Source organism: Nocardiopsis dassonvillei subsp. dassonvillei DSM 43111 (assembly GCF_000092985.1).
GTDB lineage: Bacteria > Actinomycetota > Actinomycetes > Streptosporangiales > Streptosporangiaceae > Nocardiopsis > Nocardiopsis dassonvillei.
Genome location: NC_014210.1, coordinates 2,354,180 through 2,379,070, shown reverse-complemented (window position 1 = coordinate 2,379,070; position 24,891 = coordinate 2,354,180). Strand labels below are relative to the sequence as shown.

Below are 24,891 nucleotides of genomic sequence, written 5' to 3'. Positions count from 1 at the left end.
GTCCGCTTCGCCGCGTTGTGTACCGGACTGGTGCCCGCGAAACGGGTAGTGTCACCACAGGTGAGTGATCCACAACCTATCCGGTGCCCCCGCGTCGGGGCTCCCTGCTAGGAAGGCGGCACATGGCAGAGAGCGGAAACGGCTCAGCGCCCTCCGCGGGCCCGGACAGCGCTCCGGGTGAACCGACCCGGCTGCTGCGCGCCGCGCTGCACGAGGTGTCCAGGGTGATCGTGGGCCAGGAGCGCATGGTGGAGCGCTCCCTGATCGCCCTGGTCGCGGGAGGGCACTGCCTGATCGAGGGCGTACCCGGAATCGCCAAGACCCTGGCGGTGTCCACCCTGGCCAAGGTCACCGGGGGTTCGTTCGCCCGTGTGCAGTTCACCCCGGACCTGGTGCCCTCCGACATCGTCGGCACGCGCATCTACCATCCCTCCACCGAGCAGTTCGACGTGGAGCTGGGGCCGGTCTTCGCCAACTTCGTGCTCGCCGACGAGATCAACCGGGCCCCGGCCAAGGTGCAGTCGGCCCTGTTGGAGGTCATGGCCGAGCGGCAGGTGTCCCTCGGCGGGACCACCCACCCGCTCCCCTCCCCGTTCATCGTCATCGCCACACAGAACCCGGTGGAGTCCGAGGGCGTGTACCCGCTGCCCGAGGCCCAGCGCGACCGGTTCCTGATGAAGGTCAACGTCCGCCATCCGCGCGCGCACGAGGAGATGGAGATCCTGCGCCGGATGTCGACCACCCCGCCCACCGCGCACCAGGTGCTCGACCCCGTCACCCTGAGCGAGCTGCAGTCCGACGCCCAGCGCGTCCACGTCCACCAGCTCATCGCCGACTACGTGGTGCGGCTGGTCATGGCCACGCGCGAGCCGGAGAACCACCAGATGCCGGACCTGCGCCAGGTGCTGGAGATGGGGGCCAGCCCCCGTGCCACCCTGGGGCTGGTCTCGGCCGCCCGGGCCCTGGCCCTGCTGCGCGGGCGCGACTACGTGCTCCCCGACGACGTGCGGGTGCTCGCCCACGACGTCATCGCCCACCGCCTGGTGCTGACCTTCGACGCCCTGGCCGACGGGATCACCGCCGAACAGGTGGTGGACCGCATCCTGTCGACCGTGCTGGCGCCGCGGGTGATCTGGGACGAGCCGCCCAGCGGGGAGACCGCCTCCTTCGCCTCCGCGAGGTGAGCCGGTGAACGCACCCGCCATCGGTACCGACCCCCGGCTGCGCGCCGCGCTGCGCCGTCTGGACCTGCGCATCGTGCACCGCCTGGAGGGGCTGCTGCACGGTGAGCACCTCGGGCTGCGCCTGGGGCCCGGCTCGGAGGCGGCCGAGGCGCGCCTGTACCAGCCGGGCGAGGACGACGTGCGGCTCATGGACTGGTCGGTGACCGCGCGCACCGACACCCCGCACGTGCGCGACCTGGTCGCCGACCGCGAGCTGGAGAGCTGGACCCTGCTGGACCTGTCGCCGAGCATGGACTTCGGCACGGGCCTGCGCTCCAAGCACGAGGTGGCGGTCGGGGCGATGGTCGCGGCCAACCTCCTCACCCAGCGGGTGGGCGACCGCTTCGGCGCCCACTTCCTGCACCGGGGCACGATCCGGCGCTGGCCCGCGCGTTCGGGCAAGGAGGCCCTGCTGGCGCTGTTGGCCACGGTGGCCGCGGCGCCGACCGGTGACGAGCGCGAGCCCTCGCCGCACCGGGCGTCCCTGGCAGACGCCATCGGTGACCTGGTGCGGGTGCGCCGCAGGCGCGGCCTGCGGGTGGTGATCTCCGACTTCCTGGACACCCCCGCCTTCGGCGGCGAGGTGACCTGGGAGCGCCCCCTGCGCCAGTTGGCCGCGCGCCACCAGGTGCTGGTGGTGGAGGTGATCGATCCGCGCGAGCTGGACGTGCCCGAGGTGGGCGACGTGACGCTGCGCGATCCGGGCACGGGCATGGTGCGCGACGTGCGGCTGACGCGGGCGGTGCGCGAGCGCTACCGTCAGGCGGCCGAGGGGCAGCGCCGCGCGGTGCGCGACGCGCTGCGCCGGTGCGGGGTGCACCACCTGATGCTAAGGACGGACCGGGACTGGGTACTGGATACGGCACGCTTCGTTATCCACCAGAGGCGTACCGCGCACCACCTGGCCCGCCACACTCCGGGAACGCCCCGGTGAGCGCGGCGGGCCCCACCGAGGAACCGAACGAGGGCGCGGGCGCGGACCCGCGGGACAGAGCCGAGGCACGGGGGATTGAGTCATGACCTTCCTGGAGCCCCAGAGGTTGTGGTGGCTGCTCCTCGTCGTCGTACTGGTCGCCGCGTACGTGTTCGCGCAGACCCGGCGGCGCGAGTACACGATGCGCTTCACCAACCTGGCGTTGCTGGACCAGGTGGCGCCGCACCGCCCCGACGTGCGCAGGCACGTGCCGGCGGTGCTGTTCACGGTGACGATCGGGGTGCTGATCGCCTCGATGGCGCTGCCGGCGATGCCGGTGCAGCAGCCGCGTGAGCGGGCGACGATCATGGTGGCGGTGGACGTGTCGCTGTCGATGGCGGCCAACGACATCGACCCCAACCGGCTGGAGGCGGCCAAGAAGTCGGCCCAGGGGTTCGTGGAGACGCTGCCGGACCGGTTCAACGTGGGCCTGGTGGCCTTCTCCTCGACGGCGACGGTGGTCTCCTCCCCCACCCATGACCACCAGGCGGTGATCGGCTCGATCGAGAACCTCCAGCTGGGTCCGGGCACGGCGATCGGCGAGGGGGTGTTCGCCTCGCTGGAGTCGATCAGCAGTTTCGACGAGGACGCGGACGTGGACCCGCCGCCGTCGGCGATCGTGCTGCTCTCGGACGGGGAGAACACCAGTGGCCGCGACATCTCGCAGGCCGTGGCGATGGCGGCGGAGCAGGAGGTCCCGGTCTCCACGATCGCGTTCGGCACGGGCGCGGCGATGATCGAGATCGACGGCTACCAGGTGCCCGCCGACATCGACAAGGAGGCGCTGCGCGGTCTGGCCTCGGACACCGGGGGGCACTTCTACGAGGCGGAGAGCGAGACGGAGCTGGACGAGGTCTACGAGGACATCGGCTCGTCGCTGGGCACCGAGCTGGTGCACGAGGAAATCGTCACACGTTTCGTGCTGGCGGCGATCGTCCTGGCGATGGCCACCGCCGTGACGTCACTCCTGTGGTTCCAGCGGCTCCCGTGAGCGGGAGGGGGTCCGCGGACCCCCTCCCGCACGGGCCTCGGGTGACGTGGGCCACATCCCTTTAGGTGGGGTTTACACCGTTCCTGTTATGTCCACGGGTTAGCGTGGGCATGTTTTGTCCTGCCCATCACATGAGGAACGATGCCGAACACACCCGCAGTGCCGACGGCGATCTGCTTTGACCTGGACGACACCCTGATCGACGATCTCGCCGCGTCGTCCACGGGGCTCCGCGCGGTCATGGACCGGCTCGGCCACCCGGACTTCGGAGCAGCCCGCAGTCTGTGGGACGTGCAGACCGAGATCTCCTTCGGTTCCTACCTGCGCGGACGCCTGAGCCTGGAGCAGCAGCGCCGCGAGCGGATCCGGGCCCTGGCCGTCCAGGCCGGTCACCCCGACCTCGCCGACCAGCACTGCGACGAGTTGTACCGGATCTACCTGGAGGCCCACCGCTCGGCGTGGCAGGTCTTCCCCGACGCGATCCCGGCGCTGAACGCGCTGGCCTCGGCCGGATACCGCCTGGCCGTGGTGACCAACGGCATCGAGTCCCTCCAGCACGCCAAGCTCCAGTCCATGGAGCTGGCCCCCTACTTCCACGCCGTGGTGTGCACCGACACGGTCGGAACGGGCAAGCCGGACCCGCGCATCTTCCACACCGCCGCCCAGCGCCTGGGTGTGGACCCCACCGCGTGCTGGCACGTGGGGGACCAGATCCAGGCCGACGGCGTGGGCGCCGCGGCCGCGAGCATGCGCCCGATCATGATCGACCGCCGGGGCCACCAGCGGTTCGAGTCGGTGACCACCATCGCCAACCTGGACGAACTGCTGCGTCTGGTGGGCCTGCCCAGCGCGACCCCCGCCGCCGGATCGCTGTGACCGCCGCCTCCCCGGGCGCTCCGGGACGGCGCGTCACCGCGCACCTGGTCACCGCCGGTGCGCCCGCGGTGCTCGGGGGTCGCGTGCTGTTCGGCCAGGACCCCGCGGACGTGGCCCGCGGCCTGGGCGGCCTGGCCCCGGACGCTCCCCTGCGCGCGCTGGACGTGCTCACCGAGCTGGCGTCCGCGCCCGGCGGCGCCCCGCTGCACATCGACCGGGTGGTGTTCGCAGGAGTCGGGGCGGAGGCCTCCTGGCCCTCGGCCGCGGGCGCCGGTCTGCGGCCCTCCCCCGCCGAACTGGCCGTGGAGGAGGCCGCGCCCGAGAACGGGCTGACGCCGCTGCGCCGGTTCGCCTCCTACGGGATCGTCACCGACCCCGACGGCAACGTGCTGCTGAGCCTGATCGCCGAGGGGTTCCCCGGCGCCGGGACCTGGCACCTGCCGGGCGGCGGCGTGGACGCGGGCGAGGACGTGCGGGCCGCGCTGCGCCGCGAGGTGGTCGAGGAGACCGGCCAGGACGGCCTGGTCGGGGAGCTGGTCACCGTGTCCAGCCACCGCCGTGAGGGCTCCGGCGGCCACGACATCTACGCGGTGTGGGCGTTCTTCCGCGTCCTGGTCCGCGACCCGGGTCCGGCCCGGGTACTGGAGGAGAACGGCTCGACCGCCGACGCGCGCTGGTTCGCCCCCGGTGAGGTCGCCGGGCTGCGGCTGTCCACCACGGCCCGGCGCGGACTGGCCTACCTGGGCCTGTCCGGCACGGTCTGAGCCCTCGGCCGGGCACCGGCTCCCCTGCGGTGCCCGCACAGGACCGACGCGGACGCCGTGATCTCGTATCCGTCGCGACAGCCGTTTGGCAGCAAGGCGGCCGAACACGCCACAGGTACAGGATCACCGCAGGTGGGAGCCTCGTGCGTCGCACCGGCGCCCCCTCCGGGCGGGCCGTCAGCCCTGCCGGAGGTCCCTGACGAACACGATCCCGTCGCTGTCGGCCAGACGGGCCGGATCGAGCGGGGCGTAGCCGAACCAGGGGGACACACGGGGTGCGGGGATCGCGCCGTCCAGGTCCGCGGCCAGCCGGGGCGCGTCGACCACGCAGCGCTCCTCCCCGAGGGCGTACAGGAGGCCCTCGACGCTGTCCGGGGGCGGGGTGTCCACGCCCCGGTGCCGGATCGTGCCCACGGCCGTGGCCAGGAAGGCGTACTCCTGCCCCAGGCGGGCGCCCGCGATCGCCCCGGCGCCCCACCAGTCCAGCGGCGGCCCGCCCATCCGCATCGTGCTCATGCCGCGCTGGAGGTGGGAGTTGTGGGCGTGGACCAGCACCGGGCCCCGCTCGGCGAGGGCGAAGAGGTTGTCGGCCATCATCTGGTCGCGCAGGCCCAGCAGCCGCGTCATCCGGCTCGGTGAGGTGTCGACCGTCATGCCCAGGTCCTCCAGCCGCGTCATGCGGCGCGAGGAGGTGTCGGCCATCCAGAAGTGGTAGCGCAGCAGGCCGGTGGCGGTGCGCCCGTACAGGCGCGCCCGGTCCCAGTCCTCGCGCGAGGTCGCCGAGACCAGGCGCGGCGTGTGCGCGTCGAGCAGCGCCGCCAGGTCGTCGGCGAGCATGCGCAGCTCCCGGACGTCGTCCGAGCGCCCCACGGACTCGGCCGGGTCCAGCATCGCGTCGGGGTTGGTCCACCGCGCGTCGTCGCCGACCAGGCGGTCCAGCGTCCGCGCGTCGCACGGGAGCTGGTCCGCCTCCACCCAGCGCGCGAGGTAGTCGTGGAGCGCGGTCAGGGCCCGCCGGGGGCTCTGGGCGCCGGTGACCTCCAGCGGGCCGTCGAAACCGGCGAAGCGCACCTGTTCGGCGGCGGGCCTGCCGTCGTTGTGGGCGCGCATCCAGCGTACGAGTTCGCGGTTGGCCGCCGACGCGCCGAGCCCGTGGCTGAACCCGTGCTCCATGGCCTCGTCGAGGGTGCCCGTGCCCGAGGTGACGTACGCGTCCACGGCCAGGCCCGCCAGACAGTCGCTCTCGACGGCGATCGTCCGGTAGCCCTCCTGCTCGACGAGCTGGCGGAAGAGCCCGTTGCGCAGGTCCAGCAGGGCGTCCTCCCCGTGGGTGGGCTCGCCCAGGGCGAGCAGTCGCGGCCGGGCCGGGAGCAGCCCCATGGCGGCGGCGGCCTCGAAGGTGTGTGCGGTGATCGTGGTGCCAGTGTCCATACCTTCGACGGTATCGTTGAAGTAACAGTTGAGGCTTTTTCGGTACAGCGGCGGGGATATGGCTAAGAACCTTCAAAGCGGTGATCGGCTCAGGCCGATCGACCTGGCGCGCGGGCACGGCCTGTCCACGCAGGCGGTCAGGAACTACGAGGAGGACGGGATCCTTCCGGCGGCCGACCGCACGCGTCACGGCTACCGCACCTACACTCCGCTGCACGCGCGGGCCCTGAGCGCGTTCGTGGCCCTGGTACCCGGCCACGGCCACCAGGGGGCGGCCTCGATCATGCGGGCGGTGAACGGGGACCGGGCGGATGAGGCGCTGCGCCTCATCGACGAGGGCCACGCCCAGCTCCTGGACGACCGGCGGACCCTGCGGGCCGTGGAGGAGGCGCTGCGCGGCCTGGAGACCGGCGCGCGGTCCCGGTCCGCCGACCGGATCGAATCCGGCGGGCGGACCAGCTCCGGTGGGCGGGCCGGGGCGGCTGCGCCCCCACGACCGGCCAAGGAGCCCGGGACGGCCGGGGCGGCGGAGCCCGACGCCACGTTCATCGGACCGCTGGCGGGCAGGCTCGGCGTCCGGCCCGCGACGCTGCGCGCCTGGGAGCGCGCCGGGCTGGTGCGTCCCCGCCGCGACCCGAGGACCGGGTACCGCGTCTACGGCGGGGCCGACGTGCGCGACGCCCTGCTGGTCCACCAGCTCAGGCGGGGCGGTTACCTGCTGGAGCAGATCGCCCCGCTGATCGCCCAGGTGCGCTCGGCCGGCGGGCTGGAGCCGTTGGAGGGCGCGCTGCGCGACTGGCGCGCCCGGCTGTCCGCGCGCGGGCGGGCGATGCTGGCCGGGGCCGCCGAGCTGGAGGCGTACCTGCGAGAACGCGGTTGAGGCCCCGGCCGCCGGCCGGAGTGCGCCGCGAGAGCGGCGGCGCCGTCGAGCACGGGGAGCCGCCCGGCCGCACCGTGCGGCGCGGGGGTCAGGTCCGCGGGACCGGGAACGCGACCCCGGTCAGCCGTTCGCTCTCACGCCACAGCCGGGAACCCTGCTCGGGACTGTCGGCCCCGGCGGGCAGGGGGGTCGGCTCGGGGGTCCCGGAGGTCTGGTCCCGTCCGGCGGGACCGAGGAAGGCGCCGTTGGCGGCCGCGGCGTGGGTCGCGCCGTACAGGGAGGGCCAGGCGGCGCCCTCGGGCGAGCCCATCAGGGTGCGCGCGGCCAGGGCGACGAACAGCCGCCCCGCCCGCCCCGTGGACGTGTGGCGCTGCAGGTTGGTGACGGCCGACCCCGGGTGCACGGCCAGGGCGCGGTGCGCGCTGCCGTCGAGGCGGCGGGCGAGTTCCCGGGTGAAGACGATGTTGGCGCGCTTGGACTTGGCGTACGCGCCCATCGGGCGGTAGCGCTGTTCGCTCATCAGGTCGGTGAGGTCGCCTGAGCGCCAGGTGGCGGCGATGGCGCTGACCGTGACGATCCGCGCGGCCGCCGAACGCGTCAGGGCGGGCATCAGATGGGCGGTCAACGCGAAGTGGCCGAGGTGGTTCGTGCCGACGGTCAGTTCGAGGCCGTCACGGGTGGTGCGGCGTTGGGGGACGTTCATGACTCCGGCGTTGTTGACGAGGATGTCGATCGTCTCCTCGGCGGCGAGCGGGGCCGCCGCGTCGCGGATCGCGGCCAGGTCGCCGAGGTCGAGCTCCACGGTCTCCAGACGCGCGCCGGGCACGTCGCCGCGCAGGCGGGCGGCGGCTTCGGCCAGCGCGTCCGGACGGCGCCCGGTGAGCAGGACACGGGCGCCGTGCCGGGCCAGGGCCCGGGCGGTGCGGTAGCCGATGCCGCTGTTGGCGCCGGTGATCAGAGCGGTCCGGCCGTCGAGCGGCGGAATGTCGGCGGGAGTCCAGTGCTGCGCGGTCATCACACACCTCTTAAATGAATGTTCATTTATCAAGCTCAGCATGCTCGCCCGAGCCGGGTTCGTCAAATGAACGTTCATTAAGGGAGGATGGAGGCATGGCAACGCGCGATCCCGACCGCAAACGGCAGCAGTTGATGGAAGCGGCCCTGGCCGAGTTCGCCGAGTACGGCGTGGCCGGCGCCCGGGTGGACCGGCTCGCCAAACGCGCCGGTATCAGCCCCGGCCTCGTGTACTCGTTCTTCGCCGGAAAGGAGGGCCTGTTCGAGGCCGTCCACGAGGCGATCGTCGAGCAGACGGTGGGCGCCGTGCCCATCGACGCCGACGACCTGCCCGGATACGCCGGCCGCCTGCACGACGCCGCGGCACAGCACCCGCAGGTCATGCGGTTCCTCACGTGGTACGCGCTCGAACGCGCCGAACGACCGGTCTCCGAGATCGTCGCCCGCTCCGTGGACGAGAAGATCACGGCCATCGAGGCGGCACAGCGGAGCGGCACCGTCAGATCCGACAGACCGGCCGGTGAGATCCTCGCCCTGGTCCTGACGCTGGCCAACATGTGGCAGCACCGCACCGAGGACGTCAGCCACCTCGTCACCGACGCGCAGCGACGCACTATCATCACCGACGCCGTACGCCGCCTGGTCGCACCGGAGGAGTCCCCTCGTGGTTGACCGCGCCACGGCGGCCCGCCGGCGGGGCTGACCGCCTTCGGGGTCACGGGTCGGGTCCGCTCCGGCCACACCAGCGCACCGGCCGCGACCGGAGCGGCGCTACGTGTTCGTCGCCGAACGCGGTGCCTTCGGCCGCGCCTTCACCGCGGAGGAACCCGCGCCCCCCTTCCGGGCTGGCGTGTTCCCCGCCCGCACTCCTAGAAGCGCAGGTCGAAGCGCTCGCGCAGCCACCACAGCCCGGCTCCCACCGCCAGGACCGCCATGCCGGTGATGACCGTGGGCAGCGGCAGGCTGCACGCCAGCACGACGCAGCCGCCCAGCCCGGTCAGCGGCACCAGCAGCGGCGGGCGGGGCTCGTCGGGACCCAGGCGCAGCGCCGAGGCGTTGGTGATGGCGTAGTAGACCAGCACTCCGAAGGCGGAGAAGGCGATCGCGCCGCGCAGGTCGGTGACCAGGACCAGGGCGATGACGACGGCGCCGACCAGCAGCTCGGCGCGGTGGGGCACCCCGTGGCGCTCGTGGACCGAGGCCAGGGAGCGGGGCAGGTGTCCGTCGGCGGCCATCGCGGCGGTGGTGCGCGAGACCCCGAGGATGAGGGAGAGCAGGGCCCCCAGGCTGGCCACGGCCGCGCCCGCGACCACCACGGGGGCCAGCCAGTCGAACCCGGCCACCCGGACGGCGTCGACCATCGGGGTGTCGGTGGTGGACAGGCGCTCGCGGCCCAGCACGATCAGCAGTCCGGTGCCGATGACGAGGTAGAGCGCCAGCACGCCGCCCAGGGAGATGTTGACCGCGCGGGGGATCGTGGTCTGGGGGTCGCGGACCTCGCCGCCCAGGGTGGCCACCCTGGCGTACCCGGCGAAGGCGAAGAAGATCATCCCGGCCGCGCCGAGCACACCGAAGGAGCCGGGCCAGGGCCCCAGGCCCTCCACCTGGGCGACGGCGGCCAGGCGCCCGCTGAGGAGCATGGCAACGCACACGGCGGCCAGGACGGCCAGGACCGCGGCCAGCAGGATCTTGATCACCATCGTGGAGCGCTGGATCCCGCGGTAGTTGAGCGCGGTGAGCGCGACCACGGTGGCCGCCGCCAGGGCCTTCTCCCAGCCGGGGAGGAGGTAGGCGCCGAAGGTCAGCGCCATGGCCGCGCAGGAGGCGGTCTTGCCGACCACGAAGGACCAGCCCGCCAGGTAGCCCCACAGGTCGCCCAGGCGCTCGCGGCCGTAGACGTAGGCGCCGCCGGACTCGGGGTGGCGGGCGGCGAGCCTGGCCGAGGAGACGGCGTTGCAGTAGGCGACGATCCCCGCGATGAGGATGGCCACGGGCAGCCAGGCGCCCGCGCCGAGCGCGGCCGGGGCGAAGACGGTGAACACCCCGGCGCCGAGCATCGCGCCCGCGCCGATGGCGACGGCGTCGACGGTGCCCAGGACGCGGGCGGGTCTGGCCTGGGGGCCGGAGGAGGAGGTGGTCAACGGGGTCTCCCTTGCGTGAGTACTCCCGGCTCGCGCCGGGCGGCAACGCTCCCTTCCCCGGACGCCTCCGGTAAAGCACAGCGGTACCTCGGGACGTGACGGCGGACCTCGTGTGCCCGGCTGGCGCACCCTCCCCCCGTCGCGTCCTGACCGGACACGACGCGGGGTCCCGGCGCTTCGGGGGCCGGGGCTCGGCTGCGCCGCCGGGGCGGCGGTCGTGTCCGACTTCCGAGTGTGCCCGATCCCGGTGACCACCGGGAGCAGTCCGGCCATGACGAAGGTGGCCGGTATCGGTCCGTACGGTGTCCACGCGGTGGCGCGGGACGCCCCGGCGCAGCGCGGCGGGCCCGGAACGGCCCCCGCCGTTCCGGGCCCGCGCCCGCTCCCGTCCCCCGCGGTCGGCCGCGGGGCCGCCACCGGTTCAGGTGGGGCGCCAGGGCGTTCCGGTGTTGTCGGTGATGTCCTCCGCCGCGACCTGACGGAGCTGGCGCGAGAGGTCGGACAGGGCGCGCGAGACCGCGAGCTCCTCACCGATCTCGGGGACGTCCAGGTCCGTGGGGTGCTTGCGGGCCATCCCGTGGCCCCGCAGCGCCGTCCCGTCGTCGGCGACCAGGCCGACCTCGGCCCAGGTGCGCGCGCTGTCGCCCTCGTTCTCCTCGGCGACGACGACGTCGACGTTCCAGCGCTTGGTCGTCTGCATGGCATCGGCCCCCTCTGCGTTGGCGCCCGTGCAGCCGGGCGGGTGTTCGATGTGCGCGTCCGGACCCGGGTAGACCAGGTCGTCGTGGCCCTGTTCGGCGCCGGCCCAGTGGACCCGGTAGGGGGGTTCCCCGTCGGATCCCCCGACGCCGGTGACGACGCCCGTCCTGCGGTGGGCGTCGGCGCGCGGGCTCTCGACCACCAGCTGGTCCCCTACGTGTGCTCGCATGGGTTCCCCCGCAAACGTCGGATACCTCCATCTTCGGCACCCCGGCGCCCCACGGCGCGGGGGTTGGGCCTTTGTTGGCGTGGGACTGGGAGGTTTTTGCCGTGTGCCGTGGTCGGGGCCGCCCCTGGTAGCGTCACGGCGTGGCTCAGCACTACTTCGACTCCGATCCGGGCGCCGCCAGCCGCCCCTCCACCGCCGACCTGGTCCTGCCGGACCTGCACCTGCGGCTGCGCACCGACCGGGGCGTGTTCTCCCCCGACAAGGTCGACCTCGGCACGCGGGTGCTGCTGGAGTCGGTCCCGCCGCCGCCCGAGGGCGGGCGCCTGCTCGACCTGGGCTGCGGCTACGGGCCCATCGCGCTGACGATGGCCTCGCGCGCGCCGGGGGCGCGGGTGCTGGGCGTGGACGTCAACGCGCGGGCCGTGGGGCTGGCGCGGCGCAACGCCGCCGAGCACGGGCTGGACAACGCGCGGTTCGCGGTGGTGGAGCCCGAGGGCGGGCTGTCGGTGGAGCGGGGCGCGTCCGGGGAGGGCGCGCCAGCGCGGGACGACGTGACCGCCCAGGACCTGCTGGGCCCCTTCGACGCGGTGTGGTCCAACCCGCCCATCCGGGTGGGCAAGGGCGTGCTGCACTCCATGCTGCGCACGTGGCTGGGGCGGCTCACCCCCGAGGGCGTCGCCCACCTCGTGGTCCAGCGCCACCTGGGCTCGGACTCGTTGCAGAAGTGGCTGGACGAGCAGGGCCTGCCCGCCGAACGGGTGGCCTCCCGAGCGGGTTTCCGGGTGCTCGCGGTGCGCCGTTCCGTGGCTTGACGCGGCTTTTGCCGTGGTGTGTCACGGGTCATGCGTGCGCCCACGCACGGTGACCTGTACTCTGTGGCGAACAGATGGCCTCCGGGACCAGCCCGGGAACACCCGCCGAGGAAAACACCGCAGTTGAGCACGCAGTTGCGTCCCACGGACGTCAAACGCCTGAACCGCCAGTGGCGCAGGCGCACCGAGGGGCGACTCGCCCTTCTCGTCGAATCGGTCACCCAGCCCTACAACCTGGGCTCGATCCTGCGCACGGCTGCGACCTTCGGTGTCGACCAGCTCTGGTTGACCGGCAACAGCGCCAACCCCGACGACCCCAAGGTCGGCAAGACCGCCCTGGGCACCGCCGCCAAGGTCGAGCACACCCGGATGGCCTCCACCGCCGACGCCCTGGCCGCCGCACGCGCGGACGGGTACCGGGTGGTCGCGGTCGAGCTGGCCTCCGGCGCGCTCCCGCTGCACGCGGCTCCCCTGGAGCCGGACGTGTGCCTGGCCGTGGGCGCCGAGGACCACGGATGCTCCCCCGCCCTGCTGGCGGGCGCGGACGCCGTCACCTACGTTCCCCAGATCGGACGGGTGGGATCGCTCAACGTGGCCGTGGCCACCGCGATCGCGCTCTCCGAGGCCCGCCGCCGGGAGTGGGCCGGGCTCGGCGGGGAGGCCGACGCCCCCGCCGGGAGCTGACCGCTCCGAAACATCCGCCGCCGGGGAACAACCGCCCCAGGCCGATCGTCTTTATTCCTGGTAGTCACATATCACCACAAAGCGCAACAGGCGCAGAGAGAGGAACAGTGGACCCGTCCCGAAGTACCGGCAGCGTCCTGAACGGACGCTGCGACACAGACGACGAGCCCCCTTCTACGAAGGGTGCGCACCCTCGTAGGAGTCCGAGCCCGAAGCGGAACCAGGCGGTGCGTGCCCGATGATGAGCACCATCCTCAGTATCGCCTTCGGGATCGTGGTGGTCTTCCTGATCACCGTGGCGACGGGTTACTTCGTCGCCCAGGAGTTCGGTTACATGGCCGTGGACCGCTCGCGACTGCGGGCGAAGGCGGCGGCCGGGGACGCCGGGGCCCAGAGGGCCCTGGGCATCACCAACCGGACGTCCTTCATGCTCTCCGGTGCCCAGCTGGGCATCACCGTGACCGCCCTGCTGGTGGGTTACGTGGCCGAGCCCATGATCGGCGAGGGCGTCGGTGAGCTGCTCGGCCTCGCCGGAATCCCCACGGGGACGGGCGTGGCCATCGGCACCGTCCTGGCCCTGCTCTTCTCCACCGTCGTGCAGATGGTCTTCGGAGAGCTCTTCCCCAAGAACCTGGCCATCGCCCGGCCCGAGCCGGTCGCGCGCTGGCTGGCGCTGTCCACGGGGATCTACCTGAAGATCTTCGGCCCGGTCATCTGGCTGTTCGACCAGGCGGCGATCCTGCTGCTCAAGGCGGTGCGGATCGAACCGGTCGAGGACGTCCAGCACGCGGCGACCGCGCGCGACCTGGAGAGCATCATCGCCGAGTCCAAGGCCAGCGGCGACCTGCCGCCGGAGCTGTCCACCCTGCTGGACCGCACCCTGGACTTCCACGAGCGCACCGCCGGACACGCGATGATCCCGCGTCCGGAGGTGGCCACGGTGGAGGAGGGCGACCCGGTCAGCCGGGTCGTGGAGCTGATGGCCTCCGACCACTCGCGCTTCCCGGTGCTGGGTGACGGCGTGGACGACATCGTCGGCGTCATCTGCCTGCGCGACGTGCTCGCGCTGGGCGACCGGGACCTGGCCAACACCAAGGTCAGCGAGGTGGCGCGGCCCACCGTGATGCTTCCCGCGTCGCTGCCGCTGCCCTCCGCGCTGAGCCAGCTGCGCGAGGCGGGCGAGGAGTTCGCCTGCGTGGTGGACGAGTACGGCGGCCTGGCCGGGGTCATCACGACCGAGGACCTGGCCGAGGAGCTGGTCGGCGAGATCGCCGACGAGCACAGCCCCGCGGAGGAGTCCCCCTCCTACCTGGAGGGCGAGGGCTCCTACCTGGTCCCGGGCGCTCTGCACATCGACGAGGTCGAGCGGCTGCTCGGCCACGACCTGCCCGAGGGGGACTACGAGACCCTGGGCGGTCTGGTGGTGCACGAGCTGCACCGGCTCCCCGAGGCCGGTGACAGGGTCTCCATCGCCCTGCCCCGACCGCCCAGCGCGCACGACGAGGACCCCGACATGGGGCTGACCATGGTCGTCAGCGCGGTGCAGAGGCACGTTCCGCACACCGTGGAGCTGCGTCTGCACGAGGTGCAGGGCAACGAGTCGCAGGAGGCGTCGGCATGAGTGACATGAACGTGTGGGTGGCGCTCGCGCTGACCGCGGTGATCATCGCGCTGAGCGCCTTCTTCGTGGCGATCGAGTTCGCCCTGGTGGCGGCGCGCCGCTACCGGCTGGAGGAGGCCGCCGAGTCCAGCTTCTCGGCACGGGCCGCGGTCAGGAGCGCCCGCGACCTGTCGCTGCTGCTGGCCGGTTCGCAGCTGGGGATCACCCTGTGCGCCCTGGCGCTGGGCGCGATCTCCAAGCCCGCCGTCCACCACATGCTGGAGCCGCTGTTCGGCGGCCTGCCGGCGGCGGTGGGCTACGTGGTCTCGTTCGTGCTGTCGCTGATCGTGGTGACCTTCCTGCACCTGGTGGTGGGTGAGATGGCGCCCAAGTCCTGGGCGATCTCGCACCCGGAGAAGTCGGCGATCATGCTGGCCGTGCCGATGCGGGCGTTCATGTGGTTCACCCGTCCGCTGCTGCTGATGCTCAACGGCATGGCCAACTGGTGCCTGCACCGGCTGGGCGTGGAGGCGGTGGACGAGATGTCGTCCGGGCACGGTCCCGACGACGTGCGCGAGCTGGTGGAGCACTCGGCCAAGGCCGGTGCGCTCGACCCCGAGCGCCGCGCCCAGCTGGCCACGGCGCTGGAGGTCAACTCCCGTCCGCTGAGCGAGATCGTGACACCGCGCGAGGAGATCGCGTCGGTGTCCCCGAACTCGACGGTGGACGACATCAAGCAGGTGTCGCGGGAGTCCACGCACCTGCGCCTGGTGGTGATGGACGGCACCGAACCCGTGGGCGTGCTGCACGTGCGCGAGGCGCTGACGGGCCCGGAGGGGACCACCGCGGCCGACCTGATGCGGCCGGTGCTCACCCTGGCCGCGGAGACGCCGATGTACGCGGCGATGGGCATCATGCGGGAGAGCCGCAGCCACCTGTCCCTGGTGGAGACGGACGGCGAGGTGATCGGCCTGGTCACCCTCCAGGACATCCTGGACCGCCTGCTGCTGCTGGACACGGCCGCCTGAGCGGGGCCGTGAGGCCGTGAGGGGCCGGGAGGGGGATCCCCCTCCCGGCCCCTCGTGTGTGTGCGCGTGTTCAGCAGCAGCGCGACCCCGGGTCGGTGTCGCCCCGGTCCACGTGCTGGCGCCAGAAGGCGCGCTCGCTCATGGGCTCCTGCCCGGGGTGCGTGCGCCGGTGGTGGTCGAGGTAGATCTCGTAGGCGCGCTCACCGGCCACGCCGCGGACGATCTGCCACGCCTCGCGCAGGCCCCGCAGCAGGGCGGGGCCCAGCCGCGCGCGTACCCGCTCCATGGGCTACTCCTCCCTGCGCGCGGTGACGTCGCCCTCCCCCGCCGGGGCCAGTCGGCGGGCGTGCTCACGCTCCTCGCGGGTGGGCACCAGCCCCGAGGGGGCCCACAGCCGGGACGTCTCGTGGGGCGCCTCGCTGGTGGGCAGCGTGCCCTCCGGCGCCCGCAGCGCCCTGATCCACACCCGGACCGAGTCGACCAGGATGATGAGGACCAGGATCGCGAACAGCGCCGACAGGACGCCGTTGACGGTGGTGTTGAGCACGACCCTCTGCATGTCCTCCACGCCCTGGATGGCGCCCACGCTCGTCTCCCCCGCGGCCAGGGCCTCGGAGAACTGCTGGCGCTGGGCGAAGAACCCGATGGCGGGGTCGGAGGAGAAGATCTTCTGGTAGCTGGCGGTCAGCGTGACCGCCGCGTCCCAGGCCAGCGGCACCAGGGTCACCCAGGCGTACTTGGCGCGTCCGGACTTGATGATCAGCGTGGTGCACACCGCCAGGGCGATCGCCGCCAGGAGCTGGTTGGCGATGCCGAACAGCGGGAAGAGCTGGTTGATGCCGCCCAGGGGGTCGTTGACCCCGGCCCACAGGAAGTAGCCCCACGCCCCCACGATCAGGGCGCTGCACAGCCAGGCGCCCGGGCGCCAGCTGGGGTCGCGCATGGGCTTGTAGACGTTGCCCAGGGTGTCCTGGAGCATGAAGCGGCCCACCCGGGTGCCCGCGTCCACGGTGGTGAGGATGAACAGCGCCTCGAACATGACGGCGAAGTGGTACCAGAACGCCATCATGGCCTGGCCGCCGAAGACCGCGGAGAAGATCTGCGCGGCGCCCAGGGCGAACGTGGGGGCCCCGCCGGTGCGGGCCAGGATCGACTCCTCGCCGATCAGCTCGGCGGTGCGCTCCAGGGTCTGGGCGTCGACGGTGAAGCCGAGCTGGCTGACCGCCGCGGCGGCGCTCTGGACGGTGTCGCCCAGCGCGGTGGCGGGCATGTTCATGGCGAAGTACACGCCGGGGTCGATGATGCAGGCGGTGATCAGCGCCATGATCGCCACGAACGACTCCGTGAGCATGGAGCCGTAGCCGATCATCCGGACCTGGCTCTCCTTCTCGATGAGCTTGGGCGTGGTGCCCGAGGAGATCAGCGCGTGGAAGCCCGACAGGGCGCCGCAGGCGATCGTGATGAACACGAACGGGAACAGCGACCCGGCGAAGACCGGCCCCTCGCCGTTGAAGGCGAAGTCGGTGAAGCGCGGCAGCCGCAGGTCGGGGGCGACGATGAGGATGGAGGCGGCCAGGAGCACGACCACGCCCACCTTCATGAAGGTGGACAGGTAGTCGCGGGGGGCCAGCAGCAGCCAGACCGGCAGGACCGAGGCGACGAAGCCGTAGACGATCAGGCCGAAGGTGAGCTCGTTCTTGCTGAAGAGGAAGAGCTCGCTCAGCACGGCGTGCTCGGCCACCCAGCCGCCGCCCACGATGGACAGCAGCAGCAGGACGACGCCGATGGCGGAGGTCTCGATGACCTTGCCGGGTCTGAGGAACCTGAGGTAGACGCCCATGAACAGGGCGATCGGGACCGTCATGATGAGCGAGAACGAGCCCCAGGGGGACTCGGCCAGCGCGTTGACCACGACCATGGCCAGGACGGCCAGCAGGATGATCATGATCGCCATGACGGCGACGAGGGCGGCGACGCCGCCCACCGGGCCGATCTCCTCGCGCGCCATCTGGCCCAGGGAGCGGCCGTTGCGGCGGGTGGAGAAGAACAGCACCACCATGTCCTGGACGGCGCCGGCGAAGATCACGCCGACGATGATCCAGATGGTGCCCGGCAGGAAGCCCATCTGTGCGGCCAGCACGGGGCCCACGAGCGGACCGGCGCCCGCGATGGCGGCGAAGTGGTGGCCGAACAGCACCCGGCGGTCGGTGGGGTGGTAGTCGGCGCCGTTGTCGAGCCGCTCGGCCGGGGTGGCCCGCGTGTCGTCGGTGATCAGCACCTTGTACTGGATGAACCGGGCGTAGAAGCGGTAGCCGATGGCGTAGGAGGCCAGGGCGGCGAAGACCAGCCAGGCGGCGGAGACCTCCTCTCCGCGGCCGATGGCGATCATGCCCCAGGCGACGGCGCCGACGAGGGCGACGGCGGTCCAGACGGCGATGCTGCGGGGCGTCCACCGCGGCCGGGGGGACCCGGCCTCCGCTGGGCCGCGGGTCGGGACAGAGGACATCCGTTCCTTCTCTCTTCGTGGCTTCGGGGCTCCGGTCGGGTCGGGGACCGCCGGACGCCTGTCACTCAGGGCCAGCTGTTTGTAACAAGCATCACAAAGGAATCGTTTTTATCACATAGGCCGCACCACGGGAACTTTTCGGAGGAGGTGCGGCCCAGCGGTCGTCCCCGGCCCCGGACATGCCGAGGGGGGAGGGCGCGGTGCGCGCCCTCCCCCCTGGTCGGGGTGCCCTCGGGGCTGGAGGGGTGTCGGAGGCGGATCGGCGGGGCGGGACCGCGCCGCGGGCGCCGGTGGGGAGCGGCGGCCGCCTCGACGCGGGGCGCGCCCGCGAGCGGTGGCGGGCGGACAGGACGGAGCCCCCCGGGGATGTCCTCGGGGGGCTCCGCGCAGGTGTCGCTAGGCGGTCTTGGCCGTCAGGGTCACCTCGATGTTGCCGCGGGTGGCGCGGGAGTAGGGGCACATCTGGTGCGCGCCCTCGACCAGCTCCTCGGCCTTGGCCTGGTCCACGCCCGGGATGGTGACGGTCAGCGCCACGGCCAGGGCCATACCGTCGTCGGCCTTGCCCAGGCTGACCTGGGCGTCGATGGTGGAGCCGTCGACGTCGACCTTCTCCTTGCGGGCGACGGCCTTGAGGGCGCCGTGGAAGCAGGCGCCGTAGCCGACCGCGAAGAGCTGCTCGGGGTTGGTGCCGGGGCCGTCGTCGCCGCCCATGCCCTTGGGCACGGACAGGTCGACCTCCAGGCGGCGGTCGTCGGTGCGACCGGTGCCCTTGCGGCCCTCTCCGGTGACGGTGGCGTTGGCGGTGTACATCACGTCGTAGGCCATGGTTGCCTCTCTCCTTCGTGGTCCGTGATCGGTGTGGTGGTACAGGTGGGGGCCCGCGGTCCCGTTCAGCACGGGCTGTGCCTGCGGGAGGCGGTCTCCACCGAACGCGTGAGCAGGCCGAGCGCCTCCTGCAACTCCCGGGCCCGCTCCCGGGGCAGCCCGGCCGAGCACATGACCCGTTCGGGGACCTCCTCGGCACGTGCGCGCAGCGCGTCGCCCTTCGGGGTGGCCGAGACCTCGACGACGCGCTCGTCGGTGGAACTGCGTTCGCGGGTCAGGAGCCCGGCGCACTCCAGGCGGCGCAGCAGCGGCGAGAGCGTGCCCGAGTCCAGGTGCAGGGCCCGGCTGAGCTCCTTGACGGTGAGCGTTCCGCGCTCCCAGAGCACGAGCATGACCAGGTACTGGGGGTAGGTCAGTTCCAGGTCGCCCAGCAGTTCCCGGTAGAGCCCGGTCATGGCCCGGGAGGCCGCGTAGAGGGAGAAGCACAGCTGGTTGTCCAGGGCGAGGGGGTTCTCCCCTTGCTCGTCGGCCACGGTGTTCCCTCCTGCGCGTGCGGAACCGTTCGGTGGGCACCACCGTAACAGAATTAAGTTGCACGCAACATGATCGTGCGCAACTTTTTTGGTGTGTCGCGGGTGCCCGCGCCCGGCCGGGCGCGGGCACCGGGGCCCTCAGAGGAAGCTCACGCCCTGGGCCAGCGGCAGCTCGCCGCCGTAGTTGACCGTGTTGGTCGCCCGGCGCATGTAGGCCTTCCAGGAGTCCGAACCCGACTCGCGGCCGCCGCCGGTGTCCTTCTCCCCGCCGAAGGCGCCGCCGATCTCCGCGCCGGAGGTGCCGATGTTGACGTTGACGATCCCGCAGTCCGAACCGGCCGCGGACAGGAACCGCTCGGCCTCGGACTGGTCCTGGGTGAAGATCGACGACGACAGCCCCTGGGGCACGCCGTTGTGCAGCTCCACCGCCTCCTCCAGCGTGCGGTAGGGCATCACGTACAGGATCGGCGCGAAGGTCTCCTCGCGCACGACGGCGGTCTGGCCGGGCATGCGCACCACCGCGGGCTCGACGTAGTAGGCGTCGGCGGCCTCCTCCTCCAGGACCCGGGAGCCGCCGACCAGCACCTGGCCGCCCTCGGCCGCGGCGCGCTCCAGCGCCGAGCGCATCGCGGCGTACCCGCGCTCGCCCACCAGCGGACCCACCAGCGTCGACTCCGCGAAGGGGTCGCCGACGCGGTCGCGCAGCTGCTTGTAGGCGTCCACGATCCGCCGGGTGACCTCCTCGGCCACGTCCTCGTGCACGATGAGGCGGCGCAGCGTCGTGCAGCGCTGACCCGCCGTGCCCGCGGCGGAGAAGACGCTGCCGCGCACCACCAGGTCCAGGTCGGCGGAGGGGGCCACCACGGCCGCGTTGTTGCCGCCCAGTTCCAGCAGGTAGCGGCCCATGCGGGCGGCCACCCGGGGCGCCACCTCGCGGCCCATGGCGGTCGATCCCGTGGCCGACAGCAGGGCCACCCGGGGGTCGTCGGCCAGGGCCCGGCCGATCTCGCGGCCGCCCAGCACGACCCGGTGCAGACCCCGGGCGGGCGCGCCGACCTCCTGCGCCGCGCGCATGAGCAGGCCGTGGCAGGCCAGCGCGGTGAGCGGGGTCAGCTCCGAGGGCTTCCAGACCACGGTGTTGCCGCACACCAGGGCCACGCACGTGTTCCACGACCACACCGCCACGGGGAAGTTGAAGGCGGTGATCACGCCGACCACGCCCAGCGGGTGCCAGGTCTCCATGAGCCGGTGGCCGGGCCGCTCGGAGGGCATGGTGCGCCCGTACAGCTGCCGGGACATGCCCACGGCCAGGTCGCAGACGTCGATCATCTCCTGGACCTCGCCCAGGGCCTCGGAGCGGATCTTGCCCGCCTCGATGGTCACCAGCTCGGCCAGGTCGGCCTTGTGCTCGCGCAGCAGCTCGCCGAGCCTGTGGACGAGCTGCCCGCGCACCGGGGCGGGGGTGTCGCGCCAGGCGGCGAAGGCCTCCCGGGCCTCGGTGACGGCCTGCTCGACGTCGGCGGCGGACTCGTGGCCCAGGGCGAAGAGCTCCCGGCCGGTGATGGGCGACCTCGCCGCGCCGCCGGCCCCGGCCGGTTCCTGGGGCGCGGCGACGCGGCACCGGTCCAGGGCGGCCCGCGCGCGGTCGGCGAGGGAGGCGGTGGTGGGGAGGGCGGAAATCGGCATGTGCTGCTCTCTCCGTTGAGAGGAACGGGCGGTCACCTCACACCCTGCCAAGTCCGACCCCGCCGGTCCAGCCCCCGTGTCTCGTCGGCCGGACGCGCCGGACACGCCGTCCCCGGGGCGGTCGCGGGCGGCGTTAGACTCGGCTGGCCCCTCCCCCGGCGGCCCTCCCGACGCCCCTGAGACGGACAGCGACCCCCGTGCACCACCACACCACTCCCGAAGAGGACCGTGCCGGTCTCCCCGAGCCCCGCCTGGTCCTGACCCGCTCCGGTTTCGGCGCGGCCGAGCCCCTGTTCAGCGCCGATCTGCGGGCGAGCGCCGACCTCGCCCAGGCACGGGAGGCGGTCGCCGCGCACGCCTCCCGGCTGTGGACGGAGGCCGCCCGCGACGGCGCCGACGACCGCCCCCTGTACTGGGCGCGGCTGGTGCTCTCGGCCCGGCTGCGCTCCTGGCGGCCGGACTTCGCCGTGTCCGACGCCGACCGCGCCGACCTGCTGCACCTGCTGGAGACGGGCTCGCGCGGCATCGCCGACCTCGACTTCCCGCCGGGCGACCGGTGGGTGCGGGTGGTCGTGACCGGCTTCGACCCCTTCCGCCTGGACGAGGACCCGGCGTGCTCCAACCCCTCCGGCGCGGCGGCGCTGGACCTGAACGGGTGGACGTTCCCCGTGGGCGGGCGCACGGCCGTGGTGCGCACCGCGGTGTTCCCGGTGCGCTGGGCGGACTTCGACGCCGGGCTGGTGGAGGAGGCGCTGGCCGAGCAGCACCGGCGCGCGGACGCGGTGGTCACGCTCAGCCGCGGGCGGCCGGGCCGCTTCGACCTGGAGGTGTGGAACGGCGTCTGGCGCGGCGGGGGCGAGGACAACCTGCGGGTGTCGCGCACCGGCCGGGCACCGGTGCCGGGCCCCGGCGTCCCGGAGTGGACGCTCTCCTCGCTGCCCCACGAACGGATCCTGGCGGCGGCGCGGGAGGACCCCTACCCGGTGGTGGTCAACACCGAGGTGGCCGAGGCCGCGCCGGACGGCCGCGGGGTGGTGGTGCGCCCGGACGGCCCCACGGAGGGGTCGGCGGCGCGCCGCGGGGGCGGCGGGGACTACCTGTCCAACGAGATCGCCTACCGCAACACGCTGCTGCGGGAACGGGCGGGGCGGCGGATCGCGGCCGGGCACGTGCACCTGCCCAAGGTGGCCTCCCCTCGGGAGAACGCCGAGGTCCTGGCGCAGGTCCGGCGGATCGTGGCGGCCGTGGCCGCCGACGCGGCCGAGCCCCGGGAGGAGGCGGGGCGGGGCTGACCCCCTCCCCCGCCCCCCGCCCGTCTCAGTAGGCCGAGTTCGTGGCGAAGACGCTCATGAGCCCCGCAGCCCCGTAGACGAAGAACAGCACGGCGTACAGCGCGGTCCCGACTGCGAAGAGCACCCAGGAGATGATGGTGCAGGTCCTGGCCGACTGGGGGTTGGTGGTGGTCATGGTCAGCGCGACGATGGCCAGGATGAGGCCGACGATCGACAGCATCCAGCACAGGCACAGGCCGAAGATGTTGGCGATGAGTGCGCCGATGGCCGAACCCTGGCTCGCGGGCGGAGGCGGCGGCTGGAAACCGGGGCCGCCGTACCAGCCTCCGGGGGGTGGGGGGAGGCCGCCGCCGGGCGGCGGATACCCTCCGCCTCCTCCGGGAGGGGGCTGGTAGCCACCGCTCCCCCCTCCGGGGGGAAGGTAGCCGCCGGTTCCGGGACCGTAACTCATGGGTGCCTTTCAGGGGTGGACGGAGCGGGCGCTCCGACGGAGGAGGGCGTGTCACCGGCGTCCGGATTCGCGGGGGAAAACGGTGTACGCCCCTTCGGGATCAGTATGGCCGGAACGCGGACCCGCCGAGGACCGGTGCCCCCGTGTCCGCACCGGGTTTCGGACAGTGTCGGCACGGGTCCGCAAATCCCCGGAAACGGGCCCGGAGCCGAGCCGCCGGCCTACCGGGGACCTGGCCGCGCGATCCCCCTCCCGGGCCCTCCCGGAGGCACCAGGGGGGCCACCGGAGGCGGGACGGGTGAACAGAGAGTGACCGCGCACCGGACACGCTGAGTACGCGGACGCCTGCGAGGCGATTCACGCTGAGGTGAGCGGCTCGGATATGGTCCCCCTCGTGGCTGTCACCTCACTACGACGCAAACTCTCCGTCAGCGCCGCCGTGGGTCTGCTCCTGGTCCCCGGCTGCCGTGCCGTGGAACAGGAGCTTCCCTACGCCGAACCGGTCCGCTCCTCGCCCGACGACCTGGCGGGGATGGAGGCGAGCACCGTGTCGGTGACCACCGACGACAGCGTGGTGAGCTACCGCTACCCGCGGTTGGGCGACAACCACCCGCTGACGGTGGAGGCGCGCACCGCCATGGCCGCGCGCCAGACCGCCTTCCTGGAGGACCTGCCGGAGGGGGGGTCCCCCGAGCTGCACCAGGACACGGTCATCCTCGCCGCCTCCCCTGAGGTGGTGGGCGCGCGGCTGACCGCGACCGCCTCCGCGGGCGGGGACGAGACCTTCGAGGCCGACACCCTGTGGTACGACGCGGGCAGCGAGGAGGTGCTGCCCTGGACCTCGCTGTTCCGGGACGAGGAGGCGATCGAGCAGGCCCACCTGGCCCTGGCCGACGTCCTGGAGGAGGGGTACGACCTGCCCGAGCACCAGCTGCCCGGCCTGGTCGGCGAGGTCGCCTCGGGCGAGCGGACCGCGCCGGAGGGCGGCGCGTCCGCTGACGGCCGGGACGGGACGGCCGACGGTGGGGCGGACGGGGGTTCCGAGCCGCTCGACCTGTCCGAGCCCGGCCAGGCCCGCAAGGCCGCCGAGCGCTGGGCGGGCTCGCCGCTGGGCGACCTGGCATTCAGCACCGCGGGCGGCCTGGCCGTGCGCATGGACCCCGACGCGGTGCCCGGCGCGGGCCGGGTCGGCGAGGTGCTGGTTCCGGTGGAGGCCGCCGAGGTCGAGGGGCTGCTGTCCGAGCTGGGCTACCTGGCCCGGGAGGCGGCCCTGAGCGGGGACGGCCTGGGCGACGACCTCTCGCAGGACGGGGGCGGCCTGAGCGCCCAGGGGCACACCCTGGACTGCGAGCGCCTCAAGTGCGTGGCGCTGACCTTCGACGACGGGCCGGGGGAGCACACCGACCGGTTGCTGGACAGCCTGGCCGAGTACGACGCCCACGCCACGTTCTACGTGCTGGGTTCGCTCGTGGACGACTTCCCCGCACCGGTGGAGCGCATGGCCGAGGAGGGCCACGAGCTGGGCAACCACACCTGGAAGCACGACGACCTGGCGAAGATGTCGGCCGACGGGATCCGCAAGGACATCGAACGCACCAACGCGGCCGTGCGCGAGGTGACCGGGGTGGAACCGCCGACCATCCGGCCGCCCTACGGGTCGCTGAACGGGACGGTGCGCAAGACGGTGGAACAGCCCCTGGTCCTGTGGGACGTGGACACGCTGGACTGGAGGAGCCGCGACACCGAGGACGTCAGTGAGGCGGCTCTGGACAACACCGTGCCGGGGAGCGTGGTGCTCTTCCACGACATCCACGAGACCTCCGTGAAGGCGATCCCGGACGTGCTGGCGGGGCTGCACCGGCAGGGCTACCACTTCGTGACGGTCACCGACATCTTCGGTTACCAGGGCATGGAGTCGGGCGACGTGTACACCGACGCGCGGCTCTCGTAGGCCCCGCGCCCGCGCGGCGGTCGGGCCCCGGCGGGAAGGCGGCGGGGGACGGTGTGCCCGCGGGCCCCGCACGGGGGGCCGCGGCGCCGGGGGCCGTGCCCGGAAGAACCCCGCCGGGGGTCGGAAGGGCGCCGGCGGGGGTGCGGCCCCGTCGCCTTTTCGCAAACAAAGAGGACATTCTCCGTCCGGCGAGGAAAACGCTGGTGGCGTTTACCGGCTCCGGCGGACCCGATGGGCTAGGTTGCGTTTCCGAGGCCTGGGACACTCCCTTCCCGAATCACCCCCAAAAGGAAAAGCCTCGT

The 24,891-nt window shown here is 73.0% G+C and carries 23 protein-coding genes; 13 read left to right on the top strand and 10 right to left on the bottom strand.

Annotation, left to right across the window (positions count from 1 at the left end; translation table 11 throughout):
- Nucleotides 1-122 precede the first annotated feature (122 nt).
- From NDAS_RS09670 to NDAS_RS09650, 5 genes are all read left to right on the top strand, one after another.
- Nucleotides 123-1,184 (top strand): AAA family ATPase, encoded by a 1,062-nt coding sequence (locus tag NDAS_RS09670; protein ID WP_013152988.1) that lies wholly within the window; start codon nucleotides 123-125, stop codon nucleotides 1,182-1,184.
- Nucleotides 1,185-1,188: 4 nt separating this feature from the next.
- The gene (locus tag NDAS_RS09665; RefSeq protein ID WP_013152987.1) at nucleotides 1,189-2,157 is read left to right on the top strand and encodes a DUF58 domain-containing protein; all 969 of its coding nucleotides are present in this window, start codon (nucleotides 1,189-1,191) and stop codon (nucleotides 2,155-2,157) included.
- 82 nt (nucleotides 2,158-2,239) lie between these two features.
- Complete coding sequence (locus tag NDAS_RS09660; protein ID WP_013152986.1) at nucleotides 2,240-3,187, top strand: VWA domain-containing protein; 948 nt, start codon at nucleotides 2,240-2,242, stop codon at nucleotides 3,185-3,187.
- Nucleotides 3,188-3,328: 141 nt separating this feature from the next.
- Complete coding sequence (locus tag NDAS_RS09655; protein WP_013152985.1) at nucleotides 3,329-4,063, top strand: HAD family hydrolase; 735 nt, start codon at nucleotides 3,329-3,331, stop codon at nucleotides 4,061-4,063.
- Nucleotides 4,060-4,827 (top strand): NUDIX hydrolase, encoded by a 768-nt coding sequence (locus NDAS_RS09650; protein WP_013152984.1) that lies wholly within the window; start codon nucleotides 4,060-4,062, stop codon nucleotides 4,825-4,827. The genes NDAS_RS09655 and NDAS_RS09650 overlap by 4 nt, the downstream gene beginning before the upstream one ends.
- A gap of 177 nt (nucleotides 4,828-5,004) precedes the next feature.
- Here NDAS_RS09650 and NDAS_RS09645 read toward each other — a convergent pair whose 3' ends face one another.
- Nucleotides 5,005-6,258 carry an erythromycin esterase family protein gene (locus tag NDAS_RS09645; RefSeq protein WP_013152983.1) on the bottom strand — a complete coding sequence of 418 codons (1,254 nt, stop codon included), beginning with the start codon at nucleotides 6,256-6,258 and terminating at the stop codon, nucleotides 5,005-5,007.
- Nucleotides 6,259-6,316: 58 nt separating this feature from the next.
- On the opposite strand from NDAS_RS09645, the gene NDAS_RS09640 reads away from it, so the two are divergent.
- Nucleotides 6,317-7,138: a TioE family transcriptional regulator gene (locus NDAS_RS09640; protein ID WP_013152982.1), complete on the top strand. Its 822-nt coding sequence runs from the start codon at nucleotides 6,317-6,319 to the stop codon at nucleotides 7,136-7,138.
- 88 nt (nucleotides 7,139-7,226) lie between these two features.
- Here the strand turns inward: NDAS_RS09640 and NDAS_RS09635 are convergent, their stop codons facing one another.
- Nucleotides 7,227-8,153 (bottom strand): oxidoreductase, encoded by a 927-nt coding sequence (locus NDAS_RS09635; RefSeq protein ID WP_013152981.1) that lies wholly within the window; start codon nucleotides 8,151-8,153, stop codon nucleotides 7,227-7,229.
- A gap of 95 nt (nucleotides 8,154-8,248) precedes the next feature.
- On the opposite strand from NDAS_RS09635, the gene NDAS_RS09630 reads away from it, so the two are divergent.
- The gene (locus NDAS_RS09630) at nucleotides 8,249-8,824 is read left to right on the top strand and encodes a TetR family transcriptional regulator (RefSeq protein ID WP_013152980.1); all 576 of its coding nucleotides are present in this window, start codon (nucleotides 8,249-8,251) and stop codon (nucleotides 8,822-8,824) included.
- A 197-nt stretch (nucleotides 8,825-9,021) separates the two neighbouring features.
- Here NDAS_RS09630 and NDAS_RS09625 read toward each other — a convergent pair whose 3' ends face one another.
- Together NDAS_RS09625 and NDAS_RS27950 are read right to left on the bottom strand one after the other, a co-directional pair.
- On the bottom strand, nucleotides 9,022-10,293 hold the full coding sequence (locus NDAS_RS09625) for an APC family permease (RefSeq protein WP_013152979.1): 1,272 nt from the start codon (nucleotides 10,291-10,293) through the stop codon (nucleotides 9,022-9,024).
- Between the two features lie 421 nt (nucleotides 10,294-10,714).
- Nucleotides 10,715-11,221, bottom strand: coding sequence for a dsRBD fold-containing protein (locus tag NDAS_RS27950; RefSeq protein ID WP_013152978.1), 507 nt, complete (start codon nucleotides 11,219-11,221; stop codon nucleotides 10,715-10,717).
- Nucleotides 11,222-11,361: 140 nt separating this feature from the next.
- Here NDAS_RS27950 and NDAS_RS09615 point away from each other — a divergent pair, with 140 nt between their 5' ends.
- The 4 genes from NDAS_RS09615 (at nucleotide 11,362) to NDAS_RS09600 (ending at nucleotide 15,345) form a co-directional block, all read left to right on the top strand.
- Nucleotides 11,362-12,033 carry a class I SAM-dependent methyltransferase gene (locus tag NDAS_RS09615; RefSeq protein WP_013152977.1) on the top strand — a complete coding sequence of 224 codons (672 nt, stop codon included), beginning with the start codon at nucleotides 11,362-11,364 and terminating at the stop codon, nucleotides 12,031-12,033.
- A 123-nt stretch (nucleotides 12,034-12,156) separates the two neighbouring features.
- Entirely contained in the window at nucleotides 12,157-12,717 is a 561-nt protein-coding gene (locus NDAS_RS09610; protein WP_049800298.1) for a TrmH family RNA methyltransferase, read from the top strand.
- 238 nt (nucleotides 12,718-12,955) lie between these two features.
- The gene (locus NDAS_RS09605; RefSeq protein ID WP_013152975.1) at nucleotides 12,956-14,338 is read left to right on the top strand and encodes a hemolysin family protein; all 1,383 of its coding nucleotides are present in this window, start codon (nucleotides 12,956-12,958) and stop codon (nucleotides 14,336-14,338) included.
- The gene (locus tag NDAS_RS09600) at nucleotides 14,335-15,345 is read left to right on the top strand and encodes a hemolysin family protein (RefSeq protein ID WP_013152974.1); all 1,011 of its coding nucleotides are present in this window, start codon (nucleotides 14,335-14,337) and stop codon (nucleotides 15,343-15,345) included. The genes NDAS_RS09605 and NDAS_RS09600 overlap by 4 nt, the downstream gene beginning before the upstream one ends.
- Nucleotides 15,346-15,415: 70 nt before the next feature.
- On the opposite strand, the gene NDAS_RS09595 is transcribed toward NDAS_RS09600, so the two are convergent.
- The 5 genes from NDAS_RS09595 to amaB form a co-directional block, all read right to left on the bottom strand.
- The gene (locus NDAS_RS09595) at nucleotides 15,416-15,631 is read right to left on the bottom strand and encodes a YbdD/YjiX family protein (protein ID WP_013152973.1); all 216 of its coding nucleotides are present in this window, start codon (nucleotides 15,629-15,631) and stop codon (nucleotides 15,416-15,418) included.
- Between the two features lie 3 nt (nucleotides 15,632-15,634).
- Nucleotides 15,635-17,851: a carbon starvation CstA family protein gene (locus NDAS_RS09590; protein WP_013152972.1), complete on the bottom strand. Its 2,217-nt coding sequence runs from the start codon at nucleotides 17,849-17,851 to the stop codon at nucleotides 15,635-15,637.
- A gap of 396 nt (nucleotides 17,852-18,247) precedes the next feature.
- Nucleotides 18,248-18,676 (bottom strand): organic hydroperoxide resistance protein, encoded by a 429-nt coding sequence (locus NDAS_RS09585; RefSeq protein ID WP_013152971.1) that lies wholly within the window; start codon nucleotides 18,674-18,676, stop codon nucleotides 18,248-18,250.
- A 65-nt stretch (nucleotides 18,677-18,741) separates the two neighbouring features.
- Nucleotides 18,742-19,209: a MarR family winged helix-turn-helix transcriptional regulator gene (locus NDAS_RS09580; protein WP_013152970.1), complete on the bottom strand. Its 468-nt coding sequence runs from the start codon at nucleotides 19,207-19,209 to the stop codon at nucleotides 18,742-18,744.
- Nucleotides 19,210-19,347: 138 nt separating this feature from the next.
- Entirely contained in the window at nucleotides 19,348-20,895 is a 1,548-nt protein-coding gene (gene amaB / locus NDAS_RS09575; RefSeq protein WP_013152969.1) for an L-piperidine-6-carboxylate dehydrogenase, read from the bottom strand.
- Between the two features lie 197 nt (nucleotides 20,896-21,092).
- Between amaB and NDAS_RS09570 the strand changes: the two genes are divergently transcribed.
- Nucleotides 21,093-22,187, top strand: coding sequence for a C15 family peptidase (locus NDAS_RS09570; RefSeq protein ID WP_013152968.1), 1,095 nt, complete (start codon nucleotides 21,093-21,095; stop codon nucleotides 22,185-22,187).
- A gap of 25 nt (nucleotides 22,188-22,212) precedes the next feature.
- Here NDAS_RS09570 and NDAS_RS29080 read toward each other — a convergent pair whose 3' ends face one another.
- Nucleotides 22,213-22,638 carry a hypothetical protein gene (locus NDAS_RS29080; protein ID WP_013152967.1) on the bottom strand — a complete coding sequence of 142 codons (426 nt, stop codon included), beginning with the start codon at nucleotides 22,636-22,638 and terminating at the stop codon, nucleotides 22,213-22,215.
- A 382-nt stretch (nucleotides 22,639-23,020) separates the two neighbouring features.
- On the opposite strand from NDAS_RS29080, the gene NDAS_RS09560 reads away from it, so the two are divergent.
- Entirely contained in the window at nucleotides 23,021-24,589 is a 1,569-nt protein-coding gene (locus tag NDAS_RS09560) for a polysaccharide deacetylase family protein (RefSeq protein ID WP_013152966.1), read from the top strand.
- Nucleotides 24,590-24,891 lie beyond the last annotated feature (302 nt).